The organism is Sulfitobacter sp. OXR-159 (assembly GCF_034377145.1).
Classification (GTDB): domain Bacteria; phylum Pseudomonadota; class Alphaproteobacteria; order Rhodobacterales; family Rhodobacteraceae; genus Sulfitobacter.
The window spans coordinates 1,088,643-1,114,524 of the sequence record NZ_CP139707.1; the positions used below are offsets into that span (position 1 = coordinate 1,088,643).

Genomic DNA, 25,882 nt, shown 5'->3' on the forward strand with positions numbered 1-25,882 from the left:
GTCAGACCCCGACTTCGGGCCCGAGACAGAGTAGAGGGTCATTCTGCTCCTGCGCCTCGTAAAGCTCGGTTTGGGTTGGGTCATTCTCGAACCGGGCGACCAGCCCGGATGGGCTTTCGGTGAAGCTCCAGCATTGCGGGGTGGGGTCGTCTTCGTAGACGAAACAGATCAGCCCCTCGGCCTCATACCAACGCCCCTCCTTGCAGCGGCCATCAAGAAAGGACCACTGCACGCGGCGATCCTCGTGATAGACCTCGGCCCCATAGGGCTCGCCGGACTGGCCGTAGTAGAGCGTTTTGCCCTGCGTATAGGCCTCGAACTCCGCCGCTGACATCTCGGCCAAGGCGGGCAGGGGCAGGAGGGCGCAGATCAGGGCGAGGGTATGTCTCATCCCAACAGCCTGCCAGAAGCCCGCGCCCCGCGCCAGTGGGATCAGCCGCGGCGCCACCGCGCCACGCGGCGGTCCATCACCCGACGCCAGAGCGGTGGCACAAGGGCGATCACCGCCATGATGGGCAGGGAATAGGGCAGTTTCGGCATCTCTTCGGTCACTTCCAACGCCGGAAAGGCGCGGGCGGGGCGCATGTGGTGGTCGGAATGGCGCGGCGCGTTCAGCATCATGGCCGCGGAATACCATTTCGGGGCGTTCCAACTGTGCTGCGGGCCGATCGGCTCGAACCGGCCATCGGGGCGTTGCTGCCGCCGCAAGCCATAATGCTGCACATAGTCCGACAGCAGCAGTTGCATCTGCGCATAGGCGGCAAGGCCAAGATAGGCGAACAGCCCGGAAATGTCGCTCAAAAGCAGCGCGGTGAACAGGGCCACTGCGGCACCGCCGAGGTAGATCGCATAGGGGTGAAGCCCCTTCGCCCCCGTTTTGCGCGCCCGCTGCGCGTTGTCGGCCTGCCACCCGGCGCGAAACTCCCCCCAGCTTGCGTTTAGCAGAAACCGCCAGAACCCCATGCCCTTGGGCGCAGAGTTGGGATCAGCCGGGGTGGCTGCGGCGGGATGATGCACCCGCAGATGGGCCGAGACGTGATGCCCGTGCAGCAACGAGATATAGACCGCCGTGCCGATCCGCCGGGGCAGGCGGCGGGATGCGTGGATCAATTCATGCGCGTTGGAATTGCTGATCTGGCCTAGAAACAGACCGAGGGCGGCGAAGATCAGAACGCGGTCCAGCCCCTGAAGATGCGGCGCGCCGCCAATCGCCCAAACCCCGAGCGGCAGCAGCATGAAATGCACGGCAGCCAACGTCAGCGTCAGCCCCCGACCGGAACTGTCGGAAAGGCTCAGCGCGCGGCCCAACCGGTCCATGAAGGCCACATGGACCGTGATCGACAAAAGCGCCAGCACAGGCCAGACCCCGCCCAAGAGGGCGGCGGCGGCGATCAGCACCGCTGGCGTCAAACTGGCGATCACATACCACAGCACGTGTTTTCCCTTACTCATGACCTGCCTCGCGGCGCATCCGCCCATTCTGCCCGCCGCAGGGTCTGCGCACAACGCAAACACCCGCGCGATTGTCGCTTTTTGATCGCCGGGCTGCGCCTTGATTTGCTACGACTGTTGAAAGCGATGCCGAGGGGGAAAGACATGGCGCTGGATGATCACGGCAAAGCGACGGGACAGGAACCGCAAAAGGGCGTCTGGAAATCCGGCAAGGGCAAGGGGCGGCATCACCCTAAGGGGCGGCAGGTGCAGGACGCGGCTTGGGAGGACGTTCGCGTGCTGTTGGGCGACCGCCCGCGCCGCCGCGATCTGCTGATCGAGTTCTTGCATCTGATCCAAGACCGCTATGGACACCTCTCAGCCGCGCATCTGCGTGCCTTGGCAGAAGAAATGCGCCTGTCGATGGCCGAGGTTTATGAGGTCGCAAGTTTCTACGCGCATTTCGACGTGGTGAAAGAGGGCGAGACCCCGCCGCCCGCGCTGACCATCCGCGTCTGCGATTCGCTGTCTTGTGAACTGGCCGGGGCGCAGGCGTTGAAATCGGCGTTGGAGGAGGGGCTGGACCCCACTCAGGTCCGCGTGCTGCGCGCGCCCTGCATGGGGCGCTGCGACACCGCGCCGGTGCTGGAACTGGGACACAATCACATCGACCATGCGACGCCGGAAAAGGTTCAGGCGGCGATTGCAGTACAGGACACGCATGTCCAACTGCCGGACTATGAGGATTACCAAACCTACGCGAATTCAGGTGGTTACGAGGCGCTGTTGAACCTACGTGCGGATGGCGACTGGGAGGCGGTGCAAGAACAACTGCTGGAGGCTGGTCTGCGCGGGCTGGGCGGGGCGGGCTTCCCTTCGGGCAAGAAATGGGGCTTCGTGCGTGGCAACGCCGGCCCGCGCTATCTGGCGGTCAATGGTGACGAAGGCGAGCCGGGTACATTTAAGGACCGCTGGTATCTTGAGCGCAGACCACATTTTTTCCTCGAAGGCATGTTGATTGCCGCTTGGGCGGTGGAGGCCGAAAAAGTCTTCCTCTACATGCGCGACGAATACCCGGCGGTGCTGGAAATTCTGCGGCGTGAGATTGCGGCGTTGGAGGATGCCGGCGTCATCACCCCCGGCTATGTCGATCTGCGCCGCGGGGCGGGCGCCTATATCTGCGGCGAAGAAAGCGCGATGATCGAAAGCATCGAAGGCAAGCGCGGGTTGCCGCGTCACCGCCCGCCTTACGTGGCGCAGGTGGGGGTCTTTGGCCGTCCGACATTGGTGCATAACGTGGAAACCCTGCATTGGATCGCCCGCATCTGCCGCGAAGGGCCACAGGTGCTAAACGCCACCGAAAAGAATGGCCGCAAGGGGCTGCGCAGCTACTCGGTCTCGGGGCGGGTGACGCAGCCGGGGATGTATCTGCTGCCCGCGGGGTCGACCATCACCGACATCATCGCGGCAGCGGGGGGCATGGCAGAGGGGCATGTGCTGAAGGCGTACCAGCCGGGCGGGCCGTCCTCTGGCCTGTTGCCTGCTTCGATGGATGACGTGCTGCTCGATTTCGACACGCTGCAACCGCATGGGTCGTTTATTGGCTCGGCGGCGGTGGTTGTTCTCTCTGAACATGACAGCGCCCGCGCGGCCGCGCTCAATATGCTGCGGTTTTTCGAGGATGAAAGCTGTGGCCAATGCACGCCTTGTCGGGTGGGCTGCGAAAAGGCGGTCAAGCTGATGCAAGAGGACCGCTGGGATCAAGGGTTGTTGGAGGAGTTGTCGACCGCGATGGTCGATGCCTCGATCTGTGGGTTGGGGCAGGCGGCGCCGAACCCGATCCGGCTGGTGATGAAGCATTTTCCCGACGAAATCTAACCGCGGCCCCTCTCGGTTGCCTTGATCTGCCTTAGGCGCCCTTCCATCTGCGCGGGCAAGCCTATAGATCAAGACGAAACTGCATGGGAGACGCCGATGGCCTTCTTCACGAAGCTCAAGGACCGCTTGTTCAAATCCTCGTCCAAGATCGACGAGGGGCTAGAGGCGATAGTCAGCGATGGCGGCGAAACGGAGGCCGAAGCGGCCCCCGTGGATGCGGTGATGGACCAGCCCGGCGCGGCGTCGGATGTGATGCCCGATGGGCAGGACGACAGCGGCCCGATGTTGGCAGCTGAGCAGGAGGAGGAAACCCCCGAACCCGCTCCAATGCCAGAATCAACGCCCGAGCCGACGCCCGAGCCCGTCACCATTCCCGAGCCCACCCCTCAGCCCGCGCCAGCGGTGCCATCTGAGCCCGCAGACCCGGAGCCCACGCCCGAACCCGAGCAGGTGCCGCCAGCGGTCGATCCAGTCCCCGCTCCGGCCCCCGACCCCGCTCCGGCCCCCGACCCCGCTCCGGCCCCCGACGAAGTGCCGCCCGCCGTGGACCTGCGCCAAGCCATGACCCCGGTCGCGCCTGCGCTTGACGAAGCAGAGGCCGCCCCTGCGAAGCCGGGCCTTCTAGGCCGTCTGATGGGCCGCAGCGCAGCGCAGCCCGTTCTGCGCCGCGCGCTGGATGACGAGATGCTCGAACAGCTCGAAGAGTTGTTGATCAGCGCCGACATGGGCGTTGACACCGCGCTACGGGTCACCGCCAACATGGCCGAAGGGCGCTTTGGCAAGAAACTGTCGGTGGCAGAGATCAAACAACTGCTCGCCAGCGAAGTCAGCCGCATCATGGAGCCTGTGGCGCGGCCCCTGCCGATCTATTCCAAGACGCCTCAGGTGGTGCTAGTGGTCGGCGTGAACGGCTCTGGCAAGACGACAACCATCGGCAAGCTGGCCTCGCAATTCCGTGCGGCGGGTAAGAAGGTCGTGATCGCCGCAGGCGACACCTTCCGCGCCGCCGCGGTGGAGCAATTGCAGGTCTGGGGTGAACGCGCAGGCGTGCCTGTGCTGACTGCAGCGCAGGGCAGCGACCCCGCCAGCCTTGCCTTCGACGCCATGGGCCGCGCGCAGGAGGAAGGCGCCGACCTGCTGCTGATCGACACCGCAGGCCGTTTGCAAAACCGGGGCGACCTGATGGAGGAATTGGCCAAGATCGTCCGCGTCATCCGCAAGAAGGATGAGACCGCGCCGCATAACACCCTATTGGTGCTGGACGCGACGACCGGGCAGAACGCACTGAACCAAGTGAAGGTTTTTCAAGAGATTTCCGACGTCAGCGGTCTGGTTATGACCAAACTCGACGGCACCGCAAAGGGGGGCGTTCTGGTGGCGCTGGCGGATCGTTTCGGTCTGCCGATCCATGCGGTGGGTGTGGGCGAGCAGATTGACGATCTGTCCCCGTTTGATCCCGATGAATTTGCCGCCGCATTGGTTGGTACGGATGCCTAGCGACGCCTTGGTCGCCTTGCGCGGCGGCTCTGATTACTCGTGGGTGCCGAGCTTTCGCTCAATCCAGCGCAATACCGTCAGAACGCTGACCACAATCCCTGCCGTAAGACAGGCGAGCAAAATCTGCCCCGCGCCGCAAGCAAGACCAATGGCACCGGCCAACCACATCGACGCGCCGGTGGTGATGTTGCGCACTTCGCCGTTGGAGGTGAAAATGATCCCCGCGGCAAGGAAGGCGACGCCCGCTGTGACCGCTTCAATCAAACGCAGCGGATCAAAGCGCATCTGGTCGCCCTCTCCGAACTCCAGACTGCCCAGCTCTTGCCCGATGATGATGAACAGGCAGGCCGCGATGGCCACCATGATATGGGTGCGCAGCCCCGCAGGCTTGTCCCGCCGCTCGCGCTCAAACCCCACAACGCCCGCCAGAAACGCGGCCATCAGCAGCCGCGCGGCAGCGACAGTGACGGGCACTTTGGAAAAACTGTTGGTCAGATCGGCGAGCAGGCTTTCAAACATGAAATTTCCGTTGGTGATAAAGGTTTTGAGGAATAAACCTCTCGCCGCTGTGGTGGTTCCGCGATGACCGAATGGATCCTGTCGATCGAAGGCACGCCCGCGGGCCATACCGCGGCGCTTTGGTTGGCGCTGTCGGCGGCCTTTTTACATGCCGTCTTTGGCGCGTTGCAAAAGGGGCGGCATGATCCGTGGCTGACACGCGGGGCGATTGATGTCTCCTATGGTGTGATGGCCGCGCCCTTTGCGCTGTTCGTCGTGCCATGGCCCGAGCCGCATATGTGGGTGATCTTCCTCGGCGCCTTCGTGATCCATGTGATCTACAAGCTGTTGCAAGCCTGGGCCTATACCAAGGGCGCTTATACGGTGGTCTACCCGGTGGTGCGCGGCACGGGGCCGCTGTTTGCCGTGGTCGGCGCCTATCTGATCTTTGGCGAGCGCTTCAACGCGGTGCAGTGGCTCGGCGTGGCCGTGCTGCTGAGCGGTATTTTCGGGCTGGCGGTTTATAATCTGCGCAATCTCGTCGCCGCGCGCGATACGTTGCACGCGGCCTTGGGGCTTGCGGTGCTGACGGGCTTGTTCGTGGCGCTTTACACCACATATGACGCATACGGTATTCGCGCCACGGCGGACCCGTTCACCTTTCTCGCGTGGTTTTTCATGATCGACGGGTTGGTGATGCCGGTGATTGCATGGCGGCGCTGGCACCGGATGGAGAACCCACCCGAGGTGGCGCCGCTGATGCTGCGCGGCGTGATCGGCGGGTTCATCGCTTTTGCGAGCTTTGGGTCGGTCATGCTGGCCACGCGGCTTGATAAGGTGGGCGAGGCGGCAGTGCTGCGCGAGACCTCGACCGTCTTTGCCGCGCTGATCGGCGTGCTGGTGCTGAAAGAAACCGTCGGCCCGCGCCGCATCGCGCTGATGGCGCTGATCGCGGCCGGGGCGGTGATTGTTGAAATGGGCGGCTGAAGGAACAGGCATGTCAGAACCAAGAGAGATCAACCCAATGCTGCGCGCGGCGCTGGAATATGGCCCTGTGCTGGCCTTCCTCGTCGCTTATCTGTGGCTGAAGGATAACACCTATACCATTGGCGGGACCGAATACGATGGCTTCATCGTCGTCACCGCGATGTTCGTGCCTTTGCTGGTGCTGTCGACCGGCGCGCTCTGGGCGCTGACGGGCAAGCTGAGCCGGATGCAGGTCGCCACCGTGGTGCTGGTGGTGATCTTTGGCGGGCTGTCGGTCTGGCTGAACGACGACCGCTTTTTCAAGATGAAACCGACGCTGATCTATGTGCTCTTTGGCGGCCTTTTGGCGGTTGGCCTGCTGCGCGGGCAATCCTACCTGAAATACGTCATGGAAGAGATGATGCCGCTGCGCGATGAGGGCTGGATGCTGCTGACCAAGCGGCTGATGTTTTTCTTCTTTGGCCTCGCGCTGGCGAATGAGCTAATCTGGCGGTTCCTTTCGACCGACACATGGGTCTATTTCAAAACCTTCGGCCTGACGGCGGCGATTTTCGTTTTCTTCATGGCGCAGGGCAAGCTGTTCGAAGCCTACGGCGAGAAGAAAGATCAAAGCTGACCCGAATTTAAACCATGCCCGCGCGAAACTGTTGACCTGCAGCGTCGCGCGGCGTAATCCACCCCGCGTGGCGATTTGTTACCGGATTGTGGGCCACGTTAAACATGCCGCTAAAAGGTCAGGATGAAAGACCCCTTTCGCTTGGCCGCGTCTGGGGTTTTTTTATGCCCGCAAGGTCGGGCCAGAAGGATGAGATAGATGAGCAACGACCGTCACGCGCGCACCCAAGCGATCCACGCAGGTACCCGCCGCAGCCAATATGGCGAGGTGAGCGAGGCGATCTACCTCACCCAAGGGTTCGTCTATGACAGTGCCGAACAGGCCGAGGCCCGGTTCGAGGAAACTGGCCCGGATGAGTTCATCTATGCCCGCTACGGCAACCCGACGGTCGCGATGTTCGAAGACCGTATCGCCACGCTGGAAGGGGCCGAAGACGCATTCGCCACGGCCAGCGGCATGGCGGCGGTGTCGGGCGCGCTGATCTCAATGCTGAAGGCGGGCGATCATGTGGTGTCGGCCCGGGCGCTATTCGGGTCTTGTATCTATGTGCTCGAAGAAATCCTTGGCCGCTATGGGGTTGAGGTCACTTTCGTCGACGGCAGCGATCTGGGCGCATGGGAGGCCGCGATCCGCGAGGACACCCGCGCCGTGTTCTTTGAATCCGTCGCCAACCCCACGCTTGAAGTGATCGACATCGAAGCCGTCGCCAAACTGGCCCATGCCAAGGGCGCGCTGGTGGTGGTCGATAACGTGTTTGCGACTCCAGTCTTTTCGCGCGCGATTTCGCAGGGGGCGGATGTGGTGGTCTATTCGGCGACCAAACATATCGACGGGCAGGGCCGCGCGCTTGGCGGTGTGGTGCTGGGCAGCCGCGATTTCATTCGCGGCACGCTTGAGCCCTATATGAAACACACCGGCGGCTCGATGAGCCCTTTTACAGCGTGGATCATGCTCAAAGGGTTGGAAACCATCGACCTGCGGGTGCGGGCACAGGCGGCCAGCGCACAGGAATTGGCAGAAGCGCTGGAGGGCCACGCCGAACTGGCGCGGGTGCTTTACCCCGGCCTCTCCGCGCATCCGCAAAACGCGCTGGCGATGCAGCAGATGGGGGCAGGGGGCACGGTACTCTCCATTGACCTCAAGGGCGGCAAAGCGGCGGCCTTCGCCTTCCTGAATGCATTGCAGGTCGGGGTGATCTCCAACAACCTCGGCGATGCAAAGACCATCGTGACCCATCCGGCCACCACGACGCACCAGCGTTTGCCGCAGGAAACCAAAGACCTTTTAGGCATTACGCCGGGCCTCGTTCGGATCAGCGTGGGGCTGGAATATACCGGCGATCTCAAGGCCGATCTGTTGCAAGCTTTGGACGCGGCGGCGCAAGCCTGACCTGATGTGTCGCAGGCGCGGTGGCATTTTTGCCCCGCGCATCATACATTGAGGACGACAGACCGGAGGGCCGCGCAATGAACATCGTGACTGAGATGTCCGAAACATCGGATCGAAGCGCGGCGGAGGCTGCGCTCGCCACCCTGCGCGCTTGGGCCGAAACGGCCACCCCTGCAGAGATCGCAGCCCTTGACCCGGCCATGGCGCGGATGCTCGCGCCCGCCGACTACCCGGCACTGAGCCGTGCCTACCCCGAGGACTTCACCGCGGGCGACAACTACCGCGCCAGCCTGCCGGATCTGCAAAACGGCCCCTCCAGCCTGATCCGCGGGGCGCAGCAGTTGATCCAGCATGTCGGCATCTCGAACTTTCGCCTACCGATCCGTTACCGCAGCCGTGAGGGCGGGGATATGCGGCTGGAAACATCTGTGACCGGTTCGGTGTCGCTTGATGCGGAAAAGAAGGGCATCAACATGTCCCGCATCATGCGCAGCTTTTACCGCCACGCCGAGGCGACCTTTAGCTTTGAGGTGATCGAAGCGGCGCTGGATGATTATAAGACCGATCTCGAAAGCTTGGACGCGCGGATTCAGATGCGATTCTCTTTTCCAATGAAGATCGGCAGTTTGCGCTCGGGGCTGACGGGCTATCAATATTATGACATCGCGCTGGAACTGGTTGAGCAGGACGGAGAGCGCAAAAAGATCGTGCATCTTGATTACGTCTATTCCAGCACCTGCCCCTGTTCGCTGGAACTCAGCGAACACGCGCGGGAAACGCGCGGGCAATTGGCCACGCCGCATTCGCAGCGTTCCGTGGCGCGCATTTCGGTTGAGACGCAGGACGAGGGCGATTGCCTGTGGTTCGAAGACCTGATCGAGATTTGCCGCCGCGCCGTGCCGACCGAGACGCAGGTCATGGTCAAGCGCGAGGACGAACAGGCGTTCGCCGAACTCAACGCCGCGAATCCGATCTTTGTTGAGGATGCCGCGCGGCTGTTTTGCGAGCAACTCTTGGCCGATGGCCGGGTGGGGGATTTCCGCATTGTCGCCAGCCATCAAGAAAGCCTGCACAGCCACGATGCGATCAGCGTGCTGACCCAAGGTGAGACCTTCGCGGCGCAAAGCATCGACCCCAAGCTTTTCAACACGCTCTTTCACGTCGGCTGACCCGGCGCGGCGCAGTGGTCGCGCGATGGTTGTCCGCACCACGCGCAGCGCCCCTTTGCGGGGCATTCCGGGTGACTTAGCGCAGATATGGCGATTGTCGCCCCGTCAGCCCTGCAAGTCCCGACCAGCGGCTATGCGAAAACGTCGGTTCTGCTGCGGCGCAGCATTGCCTATCTAACGGTCATCGAAATACTGGAAATTGCAAAGGCAATCAGATGACCTACCAGAGCACTGCTCATCCCGCCCACTCCGTCTCTCCCTTTGAAGGGCTGCGGCGCGCCGGCGCCGGTCTGCGTCGCTTTTTTGCGGGGATCGGCCATGGCATCATGATGGGCTCCACCGCCCACCGCCGTTTTGAGCAGGTCCAAGGCCTGCAAGCGAAAAGCGACGAAGAACTGGCCGCCATGGGCATCAAGCGTGACGACATCGTTCACCACGTTTTCAAAGACCTCTACTACATCTAAGACGACACGGACCGGGGCCAAATCGCACCCCGGTCCCGTCTCGGCTTGACAGCGACGAGCGGCCAAGCCAACGCTGCGCCCATGTTGGATATACGACCTGTCGGATATGTCGTGGGCCTTTTGGTGGCCGTGCTTGGCCTTGCCATGATCATCCCGATCTTGGTCGATCTGGCCGAGGGCCGGGGCCAATGGTGGGTCTTCGTCGAAAGCGCGCTGATCACCACGTTGGGCGGCGGTATGATCGCCCTTGCCAGCGCCAATGGGGTCCGCGAAGGGCTCACCATCCAACAGACATTTATGCTCACCACCGGCGTCTGGCTGATGCTGCCGCTGTTCGGGGCCTTGCCCTTCGTGCTGGGCGCGACCGATGCCAGCGTCACCGACGCGATGTTCGAGGCGATGTCGGGGCTGACGACCACCGGGGCCACGGTGCTGACCGGATTGGAAGACCTGCCCAAGGGCCTGCTGATCTGGCGCGGTATTCTGCAATGGCTGGGCGGCATCGGTATCGTCGTGGTCGCCATGGTGTTCCTGCCCGAGTTGCGGGTCGGTGGTATGCAGATTTTCAAATCTGAATCCTTTGACACCTTTGGAAAAATCCTGCCCCGCGCGGGGCAAATCGCGACTCAGATTTCGGTGATCTACCTTTGGCTGACGCTGGCTTGTATGCTGAGCTATCTTGCCCTCGGGATGAGCACATTTGACGCGACGGTTCATGCACTGACCACTGTATCGACTGGGGGATTTTCCAACTACGATGCCTCGTTCAGCACCTTCTCTGGCCCCGCCGAATATGTCGCGGCGATCTTTATGATCCTCGCGGCCCTGCCTTTCGTGCGCTACGTGCAGCTTATCAACGGCAACCCCGTAGCCCTGCACCGCGACCCGCAGGTGCGCGGCTTTTTCATGACCTTGATCTTTCTGGTGGTGATTGTCTTTTTCGTCCTGCGCAGCGGCACGACCTACGAGTCCGAGCGGATCTTGCGGGAAGCGATCTTTAACATCACCTCCATCATCTCGGGCACCGGCTATGCGTCGGCGGATTATATGAAATGGGGCAGCTTCGCCGTGGCGCTGTTCTTTTTCATTGGCTTGATCGGCGGCTGCGCGGGCTCGACCACCTGTTCGATCAAGATCTTCCGTTATCAATTGCTCTTTGCCTCGATCCGCGCGCAGTTGCGGCGGATCCGCTCGCCCCATGGCGTCTTTACCCCGCGCTATGATGGCCGCCCGGTGGGGGCGGACGTGCTGAGCTCGGTGATGTCGTTCTTCATGTTCTTCGTCGTATCGCTCGGCCTGATCTCGGTCGCGCTGAGCCTGACGGGGTTGGATTTCGTCACCTCCGTCTCGGGCGCAGCGGCGGCACTGGCAAACATCGGCCCGGGACTGGGAGAGATCATCGGCCCTGCGGGGAATTTCAGCAGTCTCAACGACACGGCGAAATGGATTCTGATCATCGCCATGTGGATCGGGCGACTGGAATTGCTTGCGGTCTACGTCATGTTCACCGCCAAGTTCTGGCGCGCTTGAAACGCGAAAGGGCGGCGCCGATGGCACCGCCCTTTGTCTTTGTCGCTTGGGGCTGAGCCCCCCGCGTTACTCCCAGCAGCTTACCAAGACGGTCATCCCCTGCGCGCGCAGCGTCAGATCGCGCGGCGCGATCGGGCCCGTGGCCCCTTGCGCCTGTTTGCTGCCCAAGCCTGCGTCTTGCGCCGCCTTAAGGATCACACTTCCATCAAGGGCAAAGCTCACGTCTTCGGGCAGTTTGCGGTCCGCCTCGGTCTGGGGAAGCAACATGCCCACCACATGGCCATTCTCGTCAAAGACCGGCCCCCCGGCATCACCGGGCTGGGCGTTGACCGATAGGCGTTTGAGGTTTTCATCCCCGTTCAGCCCCTTGAGGTCCGACAGCGCGCCAAAGGTCAGGGTCGCGGCGCTCAGCACCCCTTCGTAGGAGTAGCCCGCGACAGAGATTTCCGATTGCAGGCGCGGGGCCGCGTTGCTGAATTCGGCCACGGCCAGCGGGGCGAGACGGCTTTCGGGTTTGAGCAGCGCAAGCCCGCGTGCGTCATCGGTGGCGATCACAGTGGCATCGGTATCCGCGTCCAGCGTTACCCGGGAGCAGGAGGCGACAACCTCGCTTGTGGTGACAACCGCGCCATTGCCGTCGATGAAAAAGCCGCTGCGGGCGATCTTGGGCTGGCGGATTTGCAGACCCGCGACCAGATCAATCGCCTGCGCGTCGCTGTTGCCTGCGGCGGCGTCCAACACGCCGGGCAGGCGGGTCAGGCTTTTGGACATCTCAGCCACCACGCGGCGGCGGCGGTCTTCGTCCCCGGCGGGCCAGATCAGGGTGAACCCTTTGATTTGACCGTTTTCCAGCGAGACCTGCGTCTGGCTGATGATGCTGCCGTTCTCGCCGATCAACTCAAAGGAGTTGCGCTTGCGTTCGCGCGGGCCATCCAAGGGGACGATCTCAAGCGTTTGCATGATGTCATAGAGACCGTAGAGCGTATCTTGGTTGCCCGGCTGGCTGATCAACAGCACCCTTGCGCCGATGTTGCCGCTGGTGTCGTAATGGGCGAAGGGCGGCTCGTAGCGGGCGAATTCGACCTCAGCCGTGGGCATCATAACCTCGATCCCGGCTTTCTCATCGCGCACCATTTGCAGGCCCAGCCCATCGAGCACGGCATTATACTGCGCAATCAGCGCGGCACGCTGTCGGGTGGTCAGCACGCCAGTCTGGTCATATCCGTTCGCCGCCTGCCACGCCCCCATAGAGGCGCGGGTGCCCCGGCCAAAGGCACCATCAATCGCGGCGTCGTAAAAACCGGCCCATTGCAGGGCGATTTGCAGGTCTTTGCGCTCTTGCGCCGAGAGGGCGCGTTCCGAACGGCGCGCCTCTGCCGGGGTTTCATCCGGCTCTGGCGGGGTGGGGGCCGGAGCGGTTTCGGCCTCTGTTTCTGCATCAGCGACTTCAATCTCGCCCTCAGTCTCGCCTTCAATCTCGCCTTCGGTCGTTGTCGCGTCGAGCGGGGTTGTGGTGACGTCAGGGGTGGTGCTGCCCGCTGCGGCTTCCTCTGGCTCAACGCCATCTACGCCTGCGGGGGCGTCGATCACGCCGGTTTCGAGAACGTTGTCGCCCACAGGCCAGAACTGCTGCTGGAAACGGCTGGACTGCTGGATGAAGCTGTCACGCGGCACCAGACCATCGCGCACATAGCTGCGCAGCACCAGTTCCGCATCTTCGCGCCGGTAGGGGCCCACAGCGATGCCGTACCAACCGCCGCCAAGGGAAAAGCCATTCACGTCATCCAACAGGGTCTCATAGGCGCGCGCACGGTCGGTGGCTTCGGCTAACGAGGGCTGCGCCTCAATCTGAACCCAAACGATATCCTCCGCCGATTGCGCCCGCGCAAGGCTGGCCCAAGACAGGCTCAGGGCCAAGAAGATCGCCACCGGGGCACGTAGAATTCGCTTCATCGTTACTCAACTCTCGCAAAACCAAATCCGAGCCAGATTACGCCGGAAAGCGGCGCAAATGCCATGGCAAAGGGGGCGAATTTCTCACAAAGCTGCGATTGACCCCCATGGATTGCAGACGTAGGAAAGGCGCGCATCATTAAGGGGCAATCACAATGTCTGACGCGGCGCAGAAACCACGCTCTTTTCAAGAGATCATCCTTGCATTGCAGAGCTATTGGGCGCGGCAGGGCTGCGCAATCTTGCAACCCTATGACATGGAAGTGGGCGCGGGCACCTTTCACCCGGCCACCACGCTGCGTAGTCTCGGCACGCAGCCATGGGCCGCGGCCTATGTTCAGCCCTCGCGCCGCCCCACTGACGGGCGCTATGGTGAGAACCCCAACCGCTTGCAGCATTATTACCAATACCAAGTGCTGATCAAACCCAGCCCGCCCAATCTGCAAGAACTGTACCTTGGTTCGCTCGAAGCCATTGGCATCGACATGGCGCTGCATGACATTCGCTTTGTCGAAGACGACTGGGAAAGCCCGACGCTGGGCGCGTGGGGTCTGGGCTGGGAAGTCTGGTGCGACGGAATGGAAGTGTCCCAGTTCACCTACTTCCAACAGGTTGGCGGCCATGACTGCCACCCCGTCTCGGGTGAGCTGACCTATGGGTTGGAGCGTTTGGCGATGTATGTACTGGGCGTTGATCACGTGATGGACATGCCCTTCAACAGCCCCGATGCGCCGATCCCGCTGACCTATGGCGATGTGTTCAAACAGACCGAAGAAGAATTCGCGCGCTGGAACTTTGACACCGCCAATACAGAGGTGCTGCTGGATCAGTTCAACGAGGCTGAGGCGCATTGTCAGTTCATCCTCGAACAGCCCGCCGAAGATCCCAAAACCGGGAAACGCATCGTCATGGCGCATCCGGCCTATGACCAATGCATCAAGGCGAGCCACATCTTCAACCTGCTCGACGCGCGCGGCGTGATCTCGGTGACCGAGCGTCAGGCCTATATCGGGCGCGTGCGGGCCTTGGCCAAACAATGTGCCGATGCCTTCGTGCAGACCCGCGCGGGCGGCTGGACGCCTGAGGCGGATAGCGTGGCATGAGCGGCAAGGTCGTCGGTATTGTGATCCTTGTATCCGCACTGATCGCCGGGGCTGCACTCTATTATCTGCAGATCTATGGATTTTACGACGATGTGCCTGAGGCTAAGGTCGAACTGGTGTCGCTTACTTCGCAAGAGCCGGAAGAGATTGCCACGACCAACCTGCGGGCCATCGATGCCGACAGTTCTCCGATCCGGTTCCGTGCCTGCTTTGAGCATGACATGAGCCTCGCCATGGCGACCGAGACCTATGAGATGACCGACCCCACCGATCCGCGCAACGCGCCGGGCTGGTTCGATTGTTTCGACGCCCCCGCCATCGGGGCCGAGATTGAGGCCGGCACCGCGCTGACCTTCCTTGGCGGCAAGAACGTGCACTACGGCGTCGACCGGATCGTGGCGCTGACCGATGACGGGCGTGGCTACATCTGGCATGAGCTGAACGACTGCGGCGAGAAGTCCTATGACGGCACCGTGGTAGGAGAGGCTTGCCCCGAGCGTCCCGCCGACTGATCTTAAACGCAAGCGCGGCCTGTTTGCGCGGAACCTTTTGGCGCTGCCGAACGCTTGTCCCCACATAGAACGGGGGCGAAAATGTCGGAAAAAACACATGAGGGGCTGAAATGGGTGATGCGCGCGGGCTACGGCGCGCGCGGGGTGATCTACACGATCATCGGGGGGCTGGCCCTATTGGCCGCCGTCAAAAGCACCCAAGCCTCGGGCACGAAAGACGCCCTCGCGGCGCTGCGGGATGAGCCATACGGTATTCCGGCACTCATCGCGATCGGCATCGGGCTACTTGCCTATCTGGTCTGGCGCGTGGCTGCGGGCGTGAAGGATGTCGAAGATCACGGGACCGACGCCAAGGGGCTGATCGCGCGGTTGGGGCAAGTCACTACTGGGCTGATCCACGGCGGTATCGGCGTTTCCGTTCTGGCCTTGGCGATGAGCGGAAAAAATTCCGGCGGCAGTTCCGCGCAGGACTGGACGCAAAAGCTGATGGCGATGCCCGCCGGGCGCTATATCGTGGCCGCAGGCGCGCTGATCTTGTTGGGCGCAGGCATCTACTATGCATACAAAGGTTGGAGTGGGAAATATAAGGGCCATCTGGCGCGCACCCAGTTCACCGAAAGCATCGACCCCATCGTGAAGGTTGGCCTGCTTATCTATGGCGGTATCTTGGGGTTGGTTGCCTTTTCACTGGGCTATGCGGCGCTGACCGCGAACCCCTCACAGGCCGGCGGTCTGGGCGAGGCGCTGCAAAGCCTGCGCGGCATGGCCTTTGGGCGTTTCCTATTGGGCGGAGCCGGGCTGGGGCTGATTGGCTTTGCGGTCTATAACTTCGTCGAAGCGGGCTACCGGGTGGTGCCGAAATTCTCCGACCCCGATATCCGCACCTTGTTGGATTAAACGCAGGGCGGGGGGCTAGACCCTCCGCCTAGCACTCGTTATCCAAGCCCCCGATGAGACGCCGCCATCGCGGCAAGAATTGGGGGCCGCCCGTGCCAGATCTGCTGATTGAACTTTTCTCCGAAGAAATCCCTGCGCGGATGCAGAAACGCGCGGGCGAAGACCTGCAAAAGCTGGTGACCAACGGTCTGGTCGAAGCCGGTCTGACCTATGGCTCCGCCGCCGTTTTCACCACCCCGCGCCGTCTGACGCTGGCGCTTGACGATATGCTTGCCGCCAGCCCGCGGCAGGTCGAAGAACGTAAAGGCCCGAAAGCCGACGCGCCTGAGAAAGCCATCGAAGGGTTTTTGCGCGGTGCTGAGTTGACCCGTGATCAATTGGAAGAACGCGACACGCCCAAAGGCAAAGTTTTCTTTGCTAAGATCGAAAAGCCAGGCCGCCCTGCGGCTGAGATCGTGGCCGAGGTGCTGGAACAGACCATCCGCAATTTCCCGTGGCCCAAGTCGATGCGGTGGGGCACGGGGAGCCTCAAATGGGTCCGCCCGCTGCATTCGATCCTTTGCGTCATCAGCGATGAGGCGGGGGCCGAGGTGGTGCCGCTGACCATCGACGGCATCGCCGCTGGCAATACCACGCGCGGGCACCGTTTCCTTGCACCGGCTGAGATCGAAGTCTCGGGGTTCGAGGATTATCAAGACAAACTCGCGCGCGCCTTCGTCGTGCTCGGCCCTGCCGCGCGGGCGGACACGATTTGGCATGACGCCACCAACATGGCCTTCGCCGCCGGGTTGGAGGTGGTTGAAGACCCAGGGCTTCTGGCCGAAGTTGCCGGGCTGGTTGAATACCCCGTCGTGCTGATGGGCCGCATCGGCGCGGATTTCCTCGGCCTGCCGCCTGAAGTGCTGCAAACCTCGATGAAAGAACACCAAAAGTTCTTTTCCGTCCGCAATCCGAAGTCGGGTCAGATCGAGCGTTTCGTCACCGTTGCCAACCGCACCACCGCCGATGAGGGTGCCACGATCCTTGCGGGCAACGAAAAAGTGCTCGGCGCACGGCTGTCGGATGCGAAATTCTTCTGGGACAACGACCTGCGCACCGTGACCTCGGGCGCGGGGATGGAGACTTGGGTCAAGGCGCTGGAAAACGTGACCTTCCATAACAAGCTCGGCACCCAGGCCGAGTTGATCGACCGCATGGCGACCCTCTCGCGTGAGCTTGCCCCGCTGGTCGGCGCCGACGCCGATGAGGCCGAGCAGGCCGCGCGGGTGGCCAAGGCCGACCTCAGCTCCGAGATGGTCTATGAGTTCCCCGAGTTGCAAGGCCTGATGGGCAGCTACTACGCGCGCAAGGCCGGGATGTCGGATGCCGTGGCCGATGCGGCGAAAGATCACTACGCGCCGCTGGGGCCGTCCGATGATGTGCCGACTGAGCCTGTTTCGATTGCCGTGGCTTTGGCTGAGAAGATCGACAAGCTGACCGGCTTCTGGGCGATTGATGAGAAGCCAACCGGGAGTAAGGATCCTTTTGCGCTGCGCCGCGCGGCTTTGGGGGTTATTCGGATTTTGGTTGAGAATGACCTTTCTGTTCAGACACGGCTCACTCTTAATGAGGGTTTCAATGCCCATGCGGTAAACGTCGCGCGTGCTATGGATATCCTAAAGTTGCAGGAAGGTTGGCAGGACGATCAGATCGACAACCTCCTCTCCTTCATCCACGACCGCCTCAAAGTCTACCTGCGCGACCAAGGCATCCGTCACGATATCATCGACGCCTGCATCGCGATGGACGGCAGCGACGATCTGACCCTCTTGGTCAAACGCGCCCGCGCCCTGTCGGAAACGCTCAAAACCGACGATGGCGAGAACCTGATCCAAGGCTTCAAGCGCGCCAACAACATCCTCAGCCAAGCCGAAGAGGCCGACGGCGTGGAATACTCCTTCGGCGCTGATCCGAAGTTTGCGGAAACCGAAGCCGAGAAAGACCTCTTTGCCGCGCTCGACAAGGCCGAAGCCAAGATCACCCCGGCGATGGCGGCGCAGGATTTCTCGACGGCGATGGCGGCGATGGCCGACTTGCGCGGGCCGATCGATGCGTTTTTCGAAGCGGTTCAGGTCAATGCCGACAACCCCACCGTGCGGCGCAACCGGCTTAACCTCCTGAGCCGTATTCGCACGATCTGTAGCGCCGTGGCGGACTTGACCAAACTGGATGGCTGACCGCTGAGGGGGCAAGATCCCTTGCCCCTTCTGCCTCAACCCCTATGCTGCACCGGAACGATTAAGGTGCCGCAGTGCAGAACGATCCCCATACCACGCTGGTGACCCCCACCGCGCCAATTGCCAATGACACCCACGGCGGGCGGGCGAAATGCTTGCAGCGTCTTGTGCGGCTTGAGTTGCCGGTGCCACGGACCATTGCGCTGTCCTTTGACGCGGTGCAACAGATCGCGCGCGGGCAGTTGCCTGATATCCAAGCTGTGGTCGATCAATTCCCCAAAGGCGCGCTGCTTTGTGTGCGCCCCTCTAGCCAAGACCCTGATTGGGGCGGGCCGGGGGCGGTGCTGAACATTGGCATCAACGACAAGCTGTTTGAATATTACGCCACGACCATCGGCGAAGGCCCGGCAGCGGCGCTTTATTCGCGGTTCGTGCAGTCCTATGCGGTCAATGTCGCGCGGCTGGATCCGGATATGTTCGACGATGTGAACGGCGATGGCCGCGCGGCGCTGATGGCGTCCTTGCGCGCTTATGAGGCCGAGACGGAGGAGCGTTTCCCCCAAGACCCAGCGACCCAGCTTGCCGCTGTGCTCCGCTCCATGGCGCGGGCGTGGAATGGCACCTCGGCGCGGCTGCTCCGGCAGGCTAAGGGCGCGCCTGCGGATGCGGGGCTGGGGCTGGTGGTTCAGGAAATGGCCTTTGGCGTGGGGCAGGGGCAGTGCGGTTCGGGCGTGTTGCAACTGGTCGATAGCGATACTGGCCTGCCGCAAATCACCGGGCGTTACCTCAGCCAAAGCCAAGGCCGTGATGCGCTCGAAGGCGATGCGGCGGCGATGTATCTCACCCGCGATCCGCGTGGGCCGTCGTTGGAAGAGCTGGTGCCCGATGCCTTTGCCGAGTTGAAAGACCACGCGGCGCTGATGCGCAAACGGCTCCGGGCCGAGATGCAGGTCGAGTTCGTGATCGATCAAGGCAAGCTGCATATTCTGGATGGGGTGAAGGTCGCACGCTCCTCTCGCGCGTCGGTACGGATCGCCGTGGCGCTGGCCGATGAGGGGATCATCAGCCGCGAGGAGGCGCTCATGCGGGTGCAACCGCGCACGCTGTCGGAACTGCTCCACCGTCAGGTCGACCCAAGCGCCAAACGTGACGTGATCGGGCGCGGCATCGCCGCCAGTCCGGGTGCGGCGACGGGGCGGATCGTCTTTTCGGCCAGCGACGCGCAGGCCAGCGCCGCGCGGGGGGAGCCTTGCATCCTTGTCCGGCGCGAGACGTCGCCCGAAGATATTCGCGGCATGCATGCCGCCGCCGCCGTGCTGACCGAACGCGGCGGCATCACCAGCCACGCGGCGGTGATCGGGCGCGGCATGGGGTTGCCCTGCGTCGTCGGTGCGTCGAACATGCGCTTTGTCGTGACCCAGCGGCAGATCATCGCCCCCGATGGGCGGGTCTTTGTCGAAGGGGATCAGATCACCGTTGACGGTTCGACCGGGCAAGTCTTGGCCGGAGCGGCCAAGATGCAAGAGGCCGCGCTGGATGATACCTTCACCCGGCTGATGGGCTGGGCCGAGGATGTAGCCGATATCGGCATTCGCGCCAATGCCGACACCCCAGCCGATGCGCAGACCGCGCGCAATTTCAACGCTCATGGCATTGGCTTGTGCCGGACTGAGCATATGTTCTTTGAGCCCGGTCGCCTGACCGTGATGCGCGAAATGATCTTTGCCGAAAGCGGCGAAGACCGCCGCGCCGTGCTGGAACGCCTGCTGCCCATGCAGCGCGAGGATTTTACCCAGTTGTTCCGCATCATGCAGGGGCAGCCAGTGTGCATCCGCTTGTTTGATCCGCCGCTGCATGAATTCTTGCCCTCAGACAAAGCCGGGCAGCGCGAATTGGCCGAGGCGCTTGGCCTTCAGATGTCTGACGTGACGCGGCGCGTGGCGGCGATGACGGAGTATAACCCGATGCTGGGCCTGCGCGGCGTGCGGCTCGGGGTGACGGTGCCCGAAATCTACGAAATGCAGGCCCGCGCGATCTTTGAGGCCACAATCGAAGCCAGCCGCGATGGCGAGCCGGTAGTGCCTGAGATCATGATCCCACTGGTCAGCGCCCGGCGCGAGGTGGAATTGGTCAAAGCCAGCGTCGACGCCGTGGCCGCCGCCGTGCGCAGTGAGCGTGATGCGAGCTTCACCTACCGTCTCGGCGTGATGGTAGAGACCCCGCGCGCCTGTCTGCGTGCTGATGATATCGCGCCGCATTGTGCCTTTCTCAGTTTCGGGACCAACGATCTGACGCAGATGACCTATGGCCTCTCGCGCGACGACGCGGGGCGCTTCATGTCGAATTACGTCCAACAAGGGGTCTACCCAGAGGATCCCTTCCATGTGCTCGACACCGATGGGGTCGGCGAATTGCTGCAACTTGGGGCGGAAAGGGGGCGCAGAGCCCAGCCCGGAATCACCCTTTCCATCTGTGGGGAGCATGGCGGGAACCCCGAATCCATCGCTTTTTGCCGCGAATCGGGCTTTGATTATGTTTCCTGTTCGCCGTTTCGCGTACCGGTTGCACGTTTGGCTGCGGCCCAGCTCGCCATTGCCCACAAGATCGGGTAGGGGCAGCGGGCTCCAGCCCAACTTATACCATAATTCGGCAAGTTTCTGCACATAATGCGCGGTTGGGTTTACCGCCCGGAACCTTTTGGCTATCCGCCCCGCAGCCCTAACAATGATGCGAGGCGCATGATGCGTTTTATCCGGTCGATCTCTTTTGCTCTTTCCATGGCTCTGTGCAGCAGCCCGCTGGCTGTTCAAGCAAGCTCCGAAAGCGCGAGCGATCTTGCGCAGATTGAAATTCAAGGTCTGAAATCCGCCGGTGCGGCGCGGCTTCAGGAGATGGTCGCGCAGCCCGTGTCGGCCAGCGAGACAGATGTGAAATTCTCGACCGCTTGGGTCGACAGCCAGCCCAAAGCCGAAGGCAACGCCGAGTTGCAGTGCCTTGCCGAAGCGCTTTATTTCGAGGCCCGCGGTGAGACGGTCAAAGGCCAGTTTGCCGTGGCCGAAGTGATCATGAACCGTGTGAAATCGGCCCGCTTTCCGGGTACGCTTTGCGGCGTGATCAATCAGGGGACGGGGCGCAAGTATCAGTGCCAGTTCACCTATACCTGCGATGGCTACAAAGAAGTCATCAATGAGCCGCGTGCCTTTGCCCGGGTCTCTAAAGTGGCGCGTGCGATCATCGACGGCTCCGCGCCCAAGCTGACGGATGGCGCGACCCACTACCACACGACCGCCGTGAACCCCAACTGGGCACGGGTCTATACCAAGACCGCGCGGATCGGTCAGCATCTCTTTTACCGCCACACGTGGAAAACCGCCTCGAACTAAGAGTTCGGGTTCGGATGTGCCTTCGGGTGCTGGCCTGCCGTCGGTGGGCCTGCTAAATGTGCATCGAAGCGCCCCCGACGGGGCCCGATACCCTGATCCGATAGGCGCTGCCGATGTCCGACGACGAAATTCGACTTGCCTTTGCCCACCCTTCTGAGCGGGCAGAGACGATGGCCGGCCCTGAGCCGCGCGACCGTATTTCCCTGCGCGATCATATCGTTGAGGTAGAGATCGGCGCCTTTCAGGCCGAGCGGGATGTCACGCAACGGGTCTGTTTCAACGTGGTGGTCGAGGTGGCGCCCCTGACGGGCGTGGTGGATGACGATGTGGACCGCATCCTGTCCTATGACCGCGTGACCGAGGCCATCGCCGCCGAGCTTGCCGCCGAGCGGCTCAACCTCTTGGAAACGCTGGCCGAACGGGTGGCGGACCGTATCTTGATCGAACCGCAGGCGATGCGGGTTTTCGTGCGGATCGAAAAGCTTGACCGTGGCCCCGGTGCGCTTGGGGTTGAGATCGTGCGGGCGCGGGAGGGCGGTGCCAAAGCGCTGGACGCCGCCCAAGAGGCACCGCAGCCGCGCGTGATTTACCTGTCAAATGCCGCCATTGCCTCTGACCGCTTGACCGGATGGCTCGACCAATTGGCAGCCTCCGCCCAGCCCGTGATCCTTTGCGTTGGTCCTGCAGACATCGCGGCCCCACGGGCCGGAGATGAGAAGGCGCAACGCCACATCGACCTTTTGGCGATCGAACAGAACGCTTGGGTGCTCTGGGCGCGCGATCCCCGCTGCGCAGTGGTGGGCAGCCGGACAGAGTTGGACTGGGCCATGAAGAACGGCCAGATCAGCATTTGGGCGCCCGCGCGTATCGTGCTCGATGCGGTGGACGGCCCCGCCGCCCCGCCAAGCGCGGCACCGGCCTTGGCTGCGTGGTTCGCAGAGAGCTCTGCCGCCAGCGAGTTGGTGTTGATCGGCGCAGACCGGCTCGAGGGCGCGGCACTTCCGGTGCGGGTGCTTGATGTCGACACTGCGGAGATTGCCTGATGACCTCTTACCACCGTCCCCTGGTTCAGGTCGGTCCCGCGCGGCCCGAAGGCGCGCTGACGCTCGCGGGCGGCTGGGGCTGGTTTACCCATGTTGAGGTGTTGTCGCGGGGGCAGGCGCCGCATGTGATCACGGCAGACGCGCTCCCCGCTACGGCGCGGGCGGCGTTGACCGCGCCACGCCCGGCCATCGCAGGGCTGACTTTCGACCGCCCCCGCGTGATGGGGATTCTCAATGCCACGCCGGACAGTTTCTCAGATGGCGGTCGTCATGCCGATCCGCAGATCGCGGTCGCTGCGGGGGCGGCGATGCGGGCGGCGGGGGTCGACATGCTCGATATTGGCGGCGAATCGACCCGTCCGGGGGCCGAAACGGTGCCCGAGGACGAAGAGATCGCGCGCGTTCGGCCCGTAATCGAAGGGCTGCGCGCTGCTGGACCCGGAGCGATCAGCATCGACACCCGCAAGGCCGCCGTGGCCGAAGCCGCGGTCGCGGCGGGGGCGGATTTGGTCAATGACGTGGCCGGGCTGACCTTTGACCCGGCGCTCGCGCCCTTTTGCGCGGCGCGGAACCTGCCGGTCTGCGTGATGCATGCCCAAGGCGACCCGGCCACGATGCAACGTGACCCGCAGTATGAAAACGTCCTGCTCGACGTCTATGACTATCTGGCGGGGCGGATCACCGCGTTGGAGGCCGAGGGCATCGCGCGGCACAACATCATCGCCGATCCGGGCATCGGCTTTGGCAAGACGCTTGAGCACAACCTCACGCTGCTTGCAAATCTCAGCCTGTTCCACAGCCTCGGCGTGCCGATCTTGCTAGGCGCATCGCGCAAACGCTTCATCGGCACCATAGGGGGCGGCGCGGCTGGGGAAGATCGCGCACCGGGGTCCATCGCGGTCGCGCTGGCGGCGCTGAGCCACGGTGTCCAAGTCTTGCGCGTCCACGACGTGGCGCAGACCATCCAATCTATTTCACTTTACCGCGCGGCACTGACAGGAAAACAGCTATGACAAAACTCTTTGGTACTGATGGCGTGCGCGGCACCGCCAATATTCACCCCATGACCGCCGAAATGGCGCTGCGCATCGGTGCTGCCGTGGGGCGCTATTTCCGGCGTGAGAAAGACACCGTGCACCGCGTGGTCATCGGCAAGGACACGCGGCTGTCGGGCTATATGTTCGAAAACGCGCTGACGGCGGGCCTCACCAGCACGGGAATGAACGTCCTGCTGTTGGGGCCGGTGCCGACGCCTGCGGTCGGGCTGCTGACGCGGTCGATGCGCGCCGATCTGGGGGTCATGATCTCGGCCAGTCACAACCCGGCCAGCGACAATGGTATCAAATTCTTTGGCCCGGATGGCTTCAAACTCTCCGATCAGGTCGAACAGGAAATCGAAGCGCTGGTCGCGGAAGGGGTCGCGCCTTCGGAGCCGGACCAGATTGGCCGGGCCAAGCGGATCGACGACAGCCGCTATCGCTATATCGAACGGGTCAAATCCTCTTTCCCGCGGCAGATGCGTCTTGATGGGCTGAAAGTGGTGATCGACTGCGCCCATGGCGCGGCCTACCACGTGGCGCCCATGGCGCTGTGGGAATTGGGTGCGACGGTGATCCCCGTGGGCGTGGCCCCCAATGGGTTCAACATCAACGATGGCTGCGGTTCGACCCAGCCGCAATCCGCGGCAGAGGCCGTGGTGGCGAATGGCGCCGATGTGGGCATCTGCCTTGATGGCGATGCAGACCGGGTGATCTTGATCGATCAGAATGGCCGTATCGGGGACGGCGACCAGTTCATGGCGCTGATGGCCGCCCGTTGGGCCGAGGAAGAGCGGCTTGCGGGGAAGGCGCTTGTGGCCACGGTGATGAGCAACCTTGGGCTGGAGCGTTTCCTCGACGACCGCGGTCTGCGGTTGGAGCGCACGAGCGTGGGCGACCGCTATGTGGTGGAACGGATGCGCGAAGGGGGGTTCAACCTCGGCGGGGAGCAGTCGGGTCATATCGTGATGACCGACCACGCGACCACGGGCGACGGACTTATGGCCGGGATGCAGTTTCTGGCTGAGATGGTCCGCTCGGGCAAACCTGCCTCGGAGCTGCTGTACCAATTCGACCCGGTGCCGCAACTGCTGAAAAACGTCCGGTTCTCTGCCGGGCAAACCCCGTTGGAAGAGGCGCAGGTCAAAGCCGCAATCGCGCAGGCCGAGGCCGATCTGGCGCAAGGCGGGCGGTTGTTGATCCGCAAATCGGGCACCGAGCCGCTGGTCCGTGTCATGGCCGAACATGAAGACGCGGCACTGATGGAACGTGCCGTGGACAGCGTGGTTGACGCGGTGAATGCGGCGGTGGGCGGCTAGGCTGTCCTATCCGCGCTGGAACAGCCGTTTCAGCGCGCCGTATTGGCTGAGCCCGACCCCCGCAAGGATCAGCACCATGGCATAGAGCAGCGACATCGGCAGCGGCTCTGACAGAACCAGCGCGCCCAAGAGGACCGACCAGACCGGCACTTGGTAATTGACCAAGGACATAAAGACCGGCCCGGCAGTGCGCACCACATAGACCCGCAAAAAGGCCGCGCCTGCGGTGGGAATCAGACCCAGAAAGGCCAAGACGGCCCCGATCTTGGGGCTGGGCAGGGGCGGCGGGCCTTCGCTGATAAAAGCGGCGGGCAGCATGATGCCTGCACCGATCAGCATAAGGATCGTGGCCAGGCCGATCGGGTCTACCGACGGCAAGCGGCGCATGAGGATCGAGCTGATGGCATAGCACGATGCCGCGCCGACGCAGGCGATCCGCCCCGCAGTTTCCATCGCGGCACCCGTGCTTTCAAATGCCTGCCCACCGATCAATACCACCACGCCGATAAAGCCAATGACAAAACCGCCAACCTTGCGCGGGGTCATACGCTCTCCCGGCAGTAGGAAATGCGCCAAGGGCAGGACGATCAGCGCGACCGAGGCCATGGTCACCCCGGCAAAGCCAGAGGTCACATATTGCTGCCCCCATGCCAGCAGTGAAAACGGCAGGGCCGAGCTGATAATGCCGATGGTGGTCAGTGTCGCGATCACGCCCCGCGTTGGGCGGTCGGCGAATAGCGCGAAACCGCGCCAGGCCCATAGCGCCAGCATCACCACTGACGCAAACCCGATCCGAGAGGCGGCGAGCCAAAAGGGCGTAATGCCCGTAAGCGCAATTTCGATGGCCAGAAAGGTGCCGCCCCAGACAAAGCCCAGAATGGCGATCAGCAGCCAGCTGGTGCGGGTGATCTGAGGCGTGGTGTTCATCGGGGCTCCGGCGTAAAGGCAAAGACCCCGGCG

General features: G+C 62.8%; 22 protein-coding genes and 1 riboswitch. Of the genes, 17 read left to right on the forward strand and 5 right to left on the reverse strand.

Going from position 1 to position 25,882, the window contains the following annotated elements:
* Position 1: 1 nt before the first annotated feature.
* Positions 2–391, reverse strand: coding sequence for a hypothetical protein (locus T8A63_RS05385; protein WP_322345204.1), 390 nt, complete (start codon positions 389–391; stop codon positions 2–4).
* Between the two features lie 41 nt (positions 392–432).
* Entirely contained in the window at positions 433–1,452 is a 1,020-nt protein-coding gene (locus tag T8A63_RS05390) for an alkane 1-monooxygenase (RefSeq protein WP_416153234.1), read from the reverse strand.
* A gap of 144 nt (positions 1,453–1,596) precedes the next feature.
* On the opposite strand from T8A63_RS05390, the gene T8A63_RS05395 reads away from it, so the two are divergent.
* Both T8A63_RS05395 and ftsY read left to right on the forward strand, forming a co-directional pair.
* Positions 1,597–3,309, forward strand: a complete 1,713-nt coding sequence (locus T8A63_RS05395) for an NAD(P)H-dependent oxidoreductase subunit E (RefSeq protein WP_322345205.1) — start codon at positions 1,597–1,599, stop codon at positions 3,307–3,309.
* A 96-nt stretch (positions 3,310–3,405) separates the two neighbouring features.
* Positions 3,406–4,806, forward strand: a complete 1,401-nt coding sequence (gene ftsY, locus T8A63_RS05400) for a signal recognition particle-docking protein FtsY (protein WP_322345206.1) — start codon at positions 3,406–3,408, stop codon at positions 4,804–4,806.
* A gap of 33 nt (positions 4,807–4,839) precedes the next feature.
* On the opposite strand, the gene T8A63_RS05405 is transcribed toward ftsY, so the two are convergent.
* On the reverse strand, positions 4,840–5,325 hold the full coding sequence (locus T8A63_RS05405; RefSeq protein ID WP_067626987.1) for an MgtC/SapB family protein: 486 nt from the start codon (positions 5,323–5,325) through the stop codon (positions 4,840–4,842).
* A gap of 63 nt (positions 5,326–5,388) precedes the next feature.
* Here T8A63_RS05405 and T8A63_RS05410 point away from each other — a divergent pair, with 63 nt between their 5' ends.
* From T8A63_RS05410 to T8A63_RS05435, 6 genes are all read left to right on the forward strand, one after another.
* Positions 5,389–6,291 (forward strand): DMT family transporter, encoded by a 903-nt coding sequence (locus T8A63_RS05410; RefSeq protein WP_322345207.1) that lies wholly within the window; start codon positions 5,389–5,391, stop codon positions 6,289–6,291.
* Positions 6,292–6,301: 10 nt separating this feature from the next.
* Positions 6,302–6,907, forward strand: coding sequence for an inner membrane-spanning protein YciB (locus T8A63_RS05415; protein ID WP_322345208.1), 606 nt, complete (start codon positions 6,302–6,304; stop codon positions 6,905–6,907).
* Between the two features lie 57 nt (positions 6,908–6,964).
* Positions 6,965–7,041, forward strand: a riboswitch (SAM riboswitch).
* A 64-nt stretch (positions 7,042–7,105) separates the two neighbouring features.
* Complete coding sequence (gene metZ, locus T8A63_RS05420; protein ID WP_322345209.1) at positions 7,106–8,296, forward strand: O-succinylhomoserine sulfhydrylase; 1,191 nt, start codon at positions 7,106–7,108, stop codon at positions 8,294–8,296.
* Positions 8,297–8,373: 77 nt separating this feature from the next.
* Complete coding sequence (gene folE2 / locus T8A63_RS05425; RefSeq protein ID WP_322345210.1) at positions 8,374–9,465, forward strand: GTP cyclohydrolase FolE2; 1,092 nt, start codon at positions 8,374–8,376, stop codon at positions 9,463–9,465.
* Positions 9,466–9,680: 215 nt separating this feature from the next.
* Positions 9,681–9,929, forward strand: coding sequence for a hypothetical protein (locus tag T8A63_RS05430; protein ID WP_067626996.1), 249 nt, complete (start codon positions 9,681–9,683; stop codon positions 9,927–9,929).
* An 81-nt stretch (positions 9,930–10,010) separates the two neighbouring features.
* Positions 10,011–11,459, forward strand: a complete 1,449-nt coding sequence (locus T8A63_RS05435; protein WP_322345211.1) for a TrkH family potassium uptake protein — start codon at positions 10,011–10,013, stop codon at positions 11,457–11,459.
* Between the two features lie 66 nt (positions 11,460–11,525).
* On the opposite strand, the gene T8A63_RS05440 is transcribed toward T8A63_RS05435, so the two are convergent.
* Positions 11,526–13,412, reverse strand: a complete 1,887-nt coding sequence (locus T8A63_RS05440; RefSeq protein WP_322345212.1) for a serine protease — start codon at positions 13,410–13,412, stop codon at positions 11,526–11,528.
* A 155-nt stretch (positions 13,413–13,567) separates the two neighbouring features.
* Between T8A63_RS05440 and T8A63_RS05445 the strand changes: the two genes are divergently transcribed.
* The 9 genes from T8A63_RS05445 to glmM all read left to right on the forward strand — a co-directional run bounded on the left by T8A63_RS05445 (position 13,568) and on the right by glmM (position 24,922).
* On the forward strand, positions 13,568–14,515 hold the full coding sequence (locus T8A63_RS05445; protein ID WP_322345213.1) for a glycine--tRNA ligase subunit alpha: 948 nt from the start codon (positions 13,568–13,570) through the stop codon (positions 14,513–14,515).
* Positions 14,512–15,027 (forward strand): DUF6446 family protein, encoded by a 516-nt coding sequence (locus T8A63_RS05450; protein ID WP_322345214.1) that lies wholly within the window; start codon positions 14,512–14,514, stop codon positions 15,025–15,027. Before T8A63_RS05445 ends, T8A63_RS05450 begins: the two co-directional genes overlap by 4 nt.
* 81 nt (positions 15,028–15,108) lie before the next feature.
* On the forward strand, positions 15,109–15,924 hold the full coding sequence (locus tag T8A63_RS05455) for a DUF1206 domain-containing protein (RefSeq protein ID WP_322345215.1): 816 nt from the start codon (positions 15,109–15,111) through the stop codon (positions 15,922–15,924).
* Positions 15,925–16,016: 92 nt separating this feature from the next.
* A complete protein-coding gene (gene glyS, locus T8A63_RS05460) occupies positions 16,017–18,140 on the forward strand; it encodes a glycine--tRNA ligase subunit beta (protein WP_322345216.1) in 2,124 nt (707 codons plus the stop codon).
* A gap of 74 nt (positions 18,141–18,214) precedes the next feature.
* Entirely contained in the window at positions 18,215–20,752 is a 2,538-nt protein-coding gene (locus tag T8A63_RS05465; protein WP_322345217.1) for a putative PEP-binding protein, read from the forward strand.
* A 126-nt stretch (positions 20,753–20,878) separates the two neighbouring features.
* On the forward strand, positions 20,879–21,523 hold the full coding sequence (locus T8A63_RS05470; RefSeq protein WP_201722067.1) for a cell wall hydrolase: 645 nt from the start codon (positions 20,879–20,881) through the stop codon (positions 21,521–21,523).
* Positions 21,524–21,636: 113 nt separating this feature from the next.
* Positions 21,637–22,566 carry a dihydroneopterin aldolase gene (locus tag T8A63_RS05475; protein WP_322345218.1) on the forward strand — a complete coding sequence of 310 codons (930 nt, stop codon included), beginning with the start codon at positions 21,637–21,639 and terminating at the stop codon, positions 22,564–22,566.
* The gene (gene folP, locus T8A63_RS05480) at positions 22,566–23,579 is read left to right on the forward strand and encodes a dihydropteroate synthase (protein WP_322345219.1); all 1,014 of its coding nucleotides are present in this window, start codon (positions 22,566–22,568) and stop codon (positions 23,577–23,579) included. Before T8A63_RS05475 ends, folP begins: the two co-directional genes overlap by 1 nt.
* Positions 23,576–24,922 carry a phosphoglucosamine mutase gene (gene glmM / locus T8A63_RS05485; RefSeq protein WP_067916323.1) on the forward strand — a complete coding sequence of 449 codons (1,347 nt, stop codon included), beginning with the start codon at positions 23,576–23,578 and terminating at the stop codon, positions 24,920–24,922. The genes folP and glmM overlap by 4 nt, the downstream gene beginning before the upstream one ends.
* Before the next feature lie 6 nt (positions 24,923–24,928).
* Here glmM and T8A63_RS05490 read toward each other — a convergent pair whose 3' ends face one another.
* On the reverse strand, positions 24,929–25,849 hold the full coding sequence (locus tag T8A63_RS05490; protein WP_322345220.1) for a DMT family transporter: 921 nt from the start codon (positions 25,847–25,849) through the stop codon (positions 24,929–24,931).
* Positions 25,850–25,882: the final 33 nt, after the last annotated feature.

Bases quoted from the DNA above. Each gene is read 5' to 3' on its own strand.
- T8A63_RS05385 (WP_322345204.1), bottom strand. From the start codon at position 391: ATGAGACATACCCTCGCCCTGATCTGCGCCCTCCTGCCCCTGCCCGCC.
- T8A63_RS05390 (WP_416153234.1), bottom strand. From the start codon at position 1,452: ATGAGTAAGGGAAAACACGTGCTGTGGTATGTGATCGCCAGTTTGACG.
- T8A63_RS05395 (WP_322345205.1), top strand. From the start codon at position 1,597: ATGGCGCTGGATGATCACGGCAAAGCGACGGGACAGGAACCGCAAAAG.
- ftsY (WP_322345206.1), top strand. From the start codon at position 3,406: ATGGCCTTCTTCACGAAGCTCAAGGACCGCTTGTTCAAATCCTCGTCC.
- T8A63_RS05405 (WP_067626987.1), bottom strand. From the start codon at position 5,325: ATGTTTGAAAGCCTGCTCGCCGATCTGACCAACAGTTTTTCCAAAGTG.
- T8A63_RS05410 (WP_322345207.1), top strand. From the start codon at position 5,389: ATGACCGAATGGATCCTGTCGATCGAAGGCACGCCCGCGGGCCATACC.
- T8A63_RS05415 (WP_322345208.1), top strand. From the start codon at position 6,302: ATGTCAGAACCAAGAGAGATCAACCCAATGCTGCGCGCGGCGCTGGAA.
- metZ (WP_322345209.1), top strand. From the start codon at position 7,106: ATGAGCAACGACCGTCACGCGCGCACCCAAGCGATCCACGCAGGTACC.
- folE2 (WP_322345210.1), top strand. From the start codon at position 8,374: ATGAACATCGTGACTGAGATGTCCGAAACATCGGATCGAAGCGCGGCG.
- T8A63_RS05430 (WP_067626996.1), top strand. From the start codon at position 9,681: ATGACCTACCAGAGCACTGCTCATCCCGCCCACTCCGTCTCTCCCTTT.
- T8A63_RS05435 (WP_322345211.1), top strand. From the start codon at position 10,011: ATGTTGGATATACGACCTGTCGGATATGTCGTGGGCCTTTTGGTGGCC.
- T8A63_RS05440 (WP_322345212.1), bottom strand. From the start codon at position 13,412: ATGAAGCGAATTCTACGTGCCCCGGTGGCGATCTTCTTGGCCCTGAGC.
- T8A63_RS05445 (WP_322345213.1), top strand. From the start codon at position 13,568: ATGTCTGACGCGGCGCAGAAACCACGCTCTTTTCAAGAGATCATCCTT.
- T8A63_RS05450 (WP_322345214.1), top strand. From the start codon at position 14,512: ATGAGCGGCAAGGTCGTCGGTATTGTGATCCTTGTATCCGCACTGATC.
- T8A63_RS05455 (WP_322345215.1), top strand. From the start codon at position 15,109: ATGTCGGAAAAAACACATGAGGGGCTGAAATGGGTGATGCGCGCGGGC.
- T8A63_RS05470 (WP_201722067.1), top strand. From the start codon at position 20,879: ATGATGCGTTTTATCCGGTCGATCTCTTTTGCTCTTTCCATGGCTCTG.
- T8A63_RS05475 (WP_322345218.1), top strand. From the start codon at position 21,637: ATGTCCGACGACGAAATTCGACTTGCCTTTGCCCACCCTTCTGAGCGG.
- folP (WP_322345219.1), top strand. From the start codon at position 22,566: ATGACCTCTTACCACCGTCCCCTGGTTCAGGTCGGTCCCGCGCGGCCC.
- glmM (WP_067916323.1), top strand. From the start codon at position 23,576: ATGACAAAACTCTTTGGTACTGATGGCGTGCGCGGCACCGCCAATATT.
- T8A63_RS05490 (WP_322345220.1), bottom strand. From the start codon at position 25,849: ATGAACACCACGCCTCAGATCACCCGCACCAGCTGGCTGCTGATCGCC.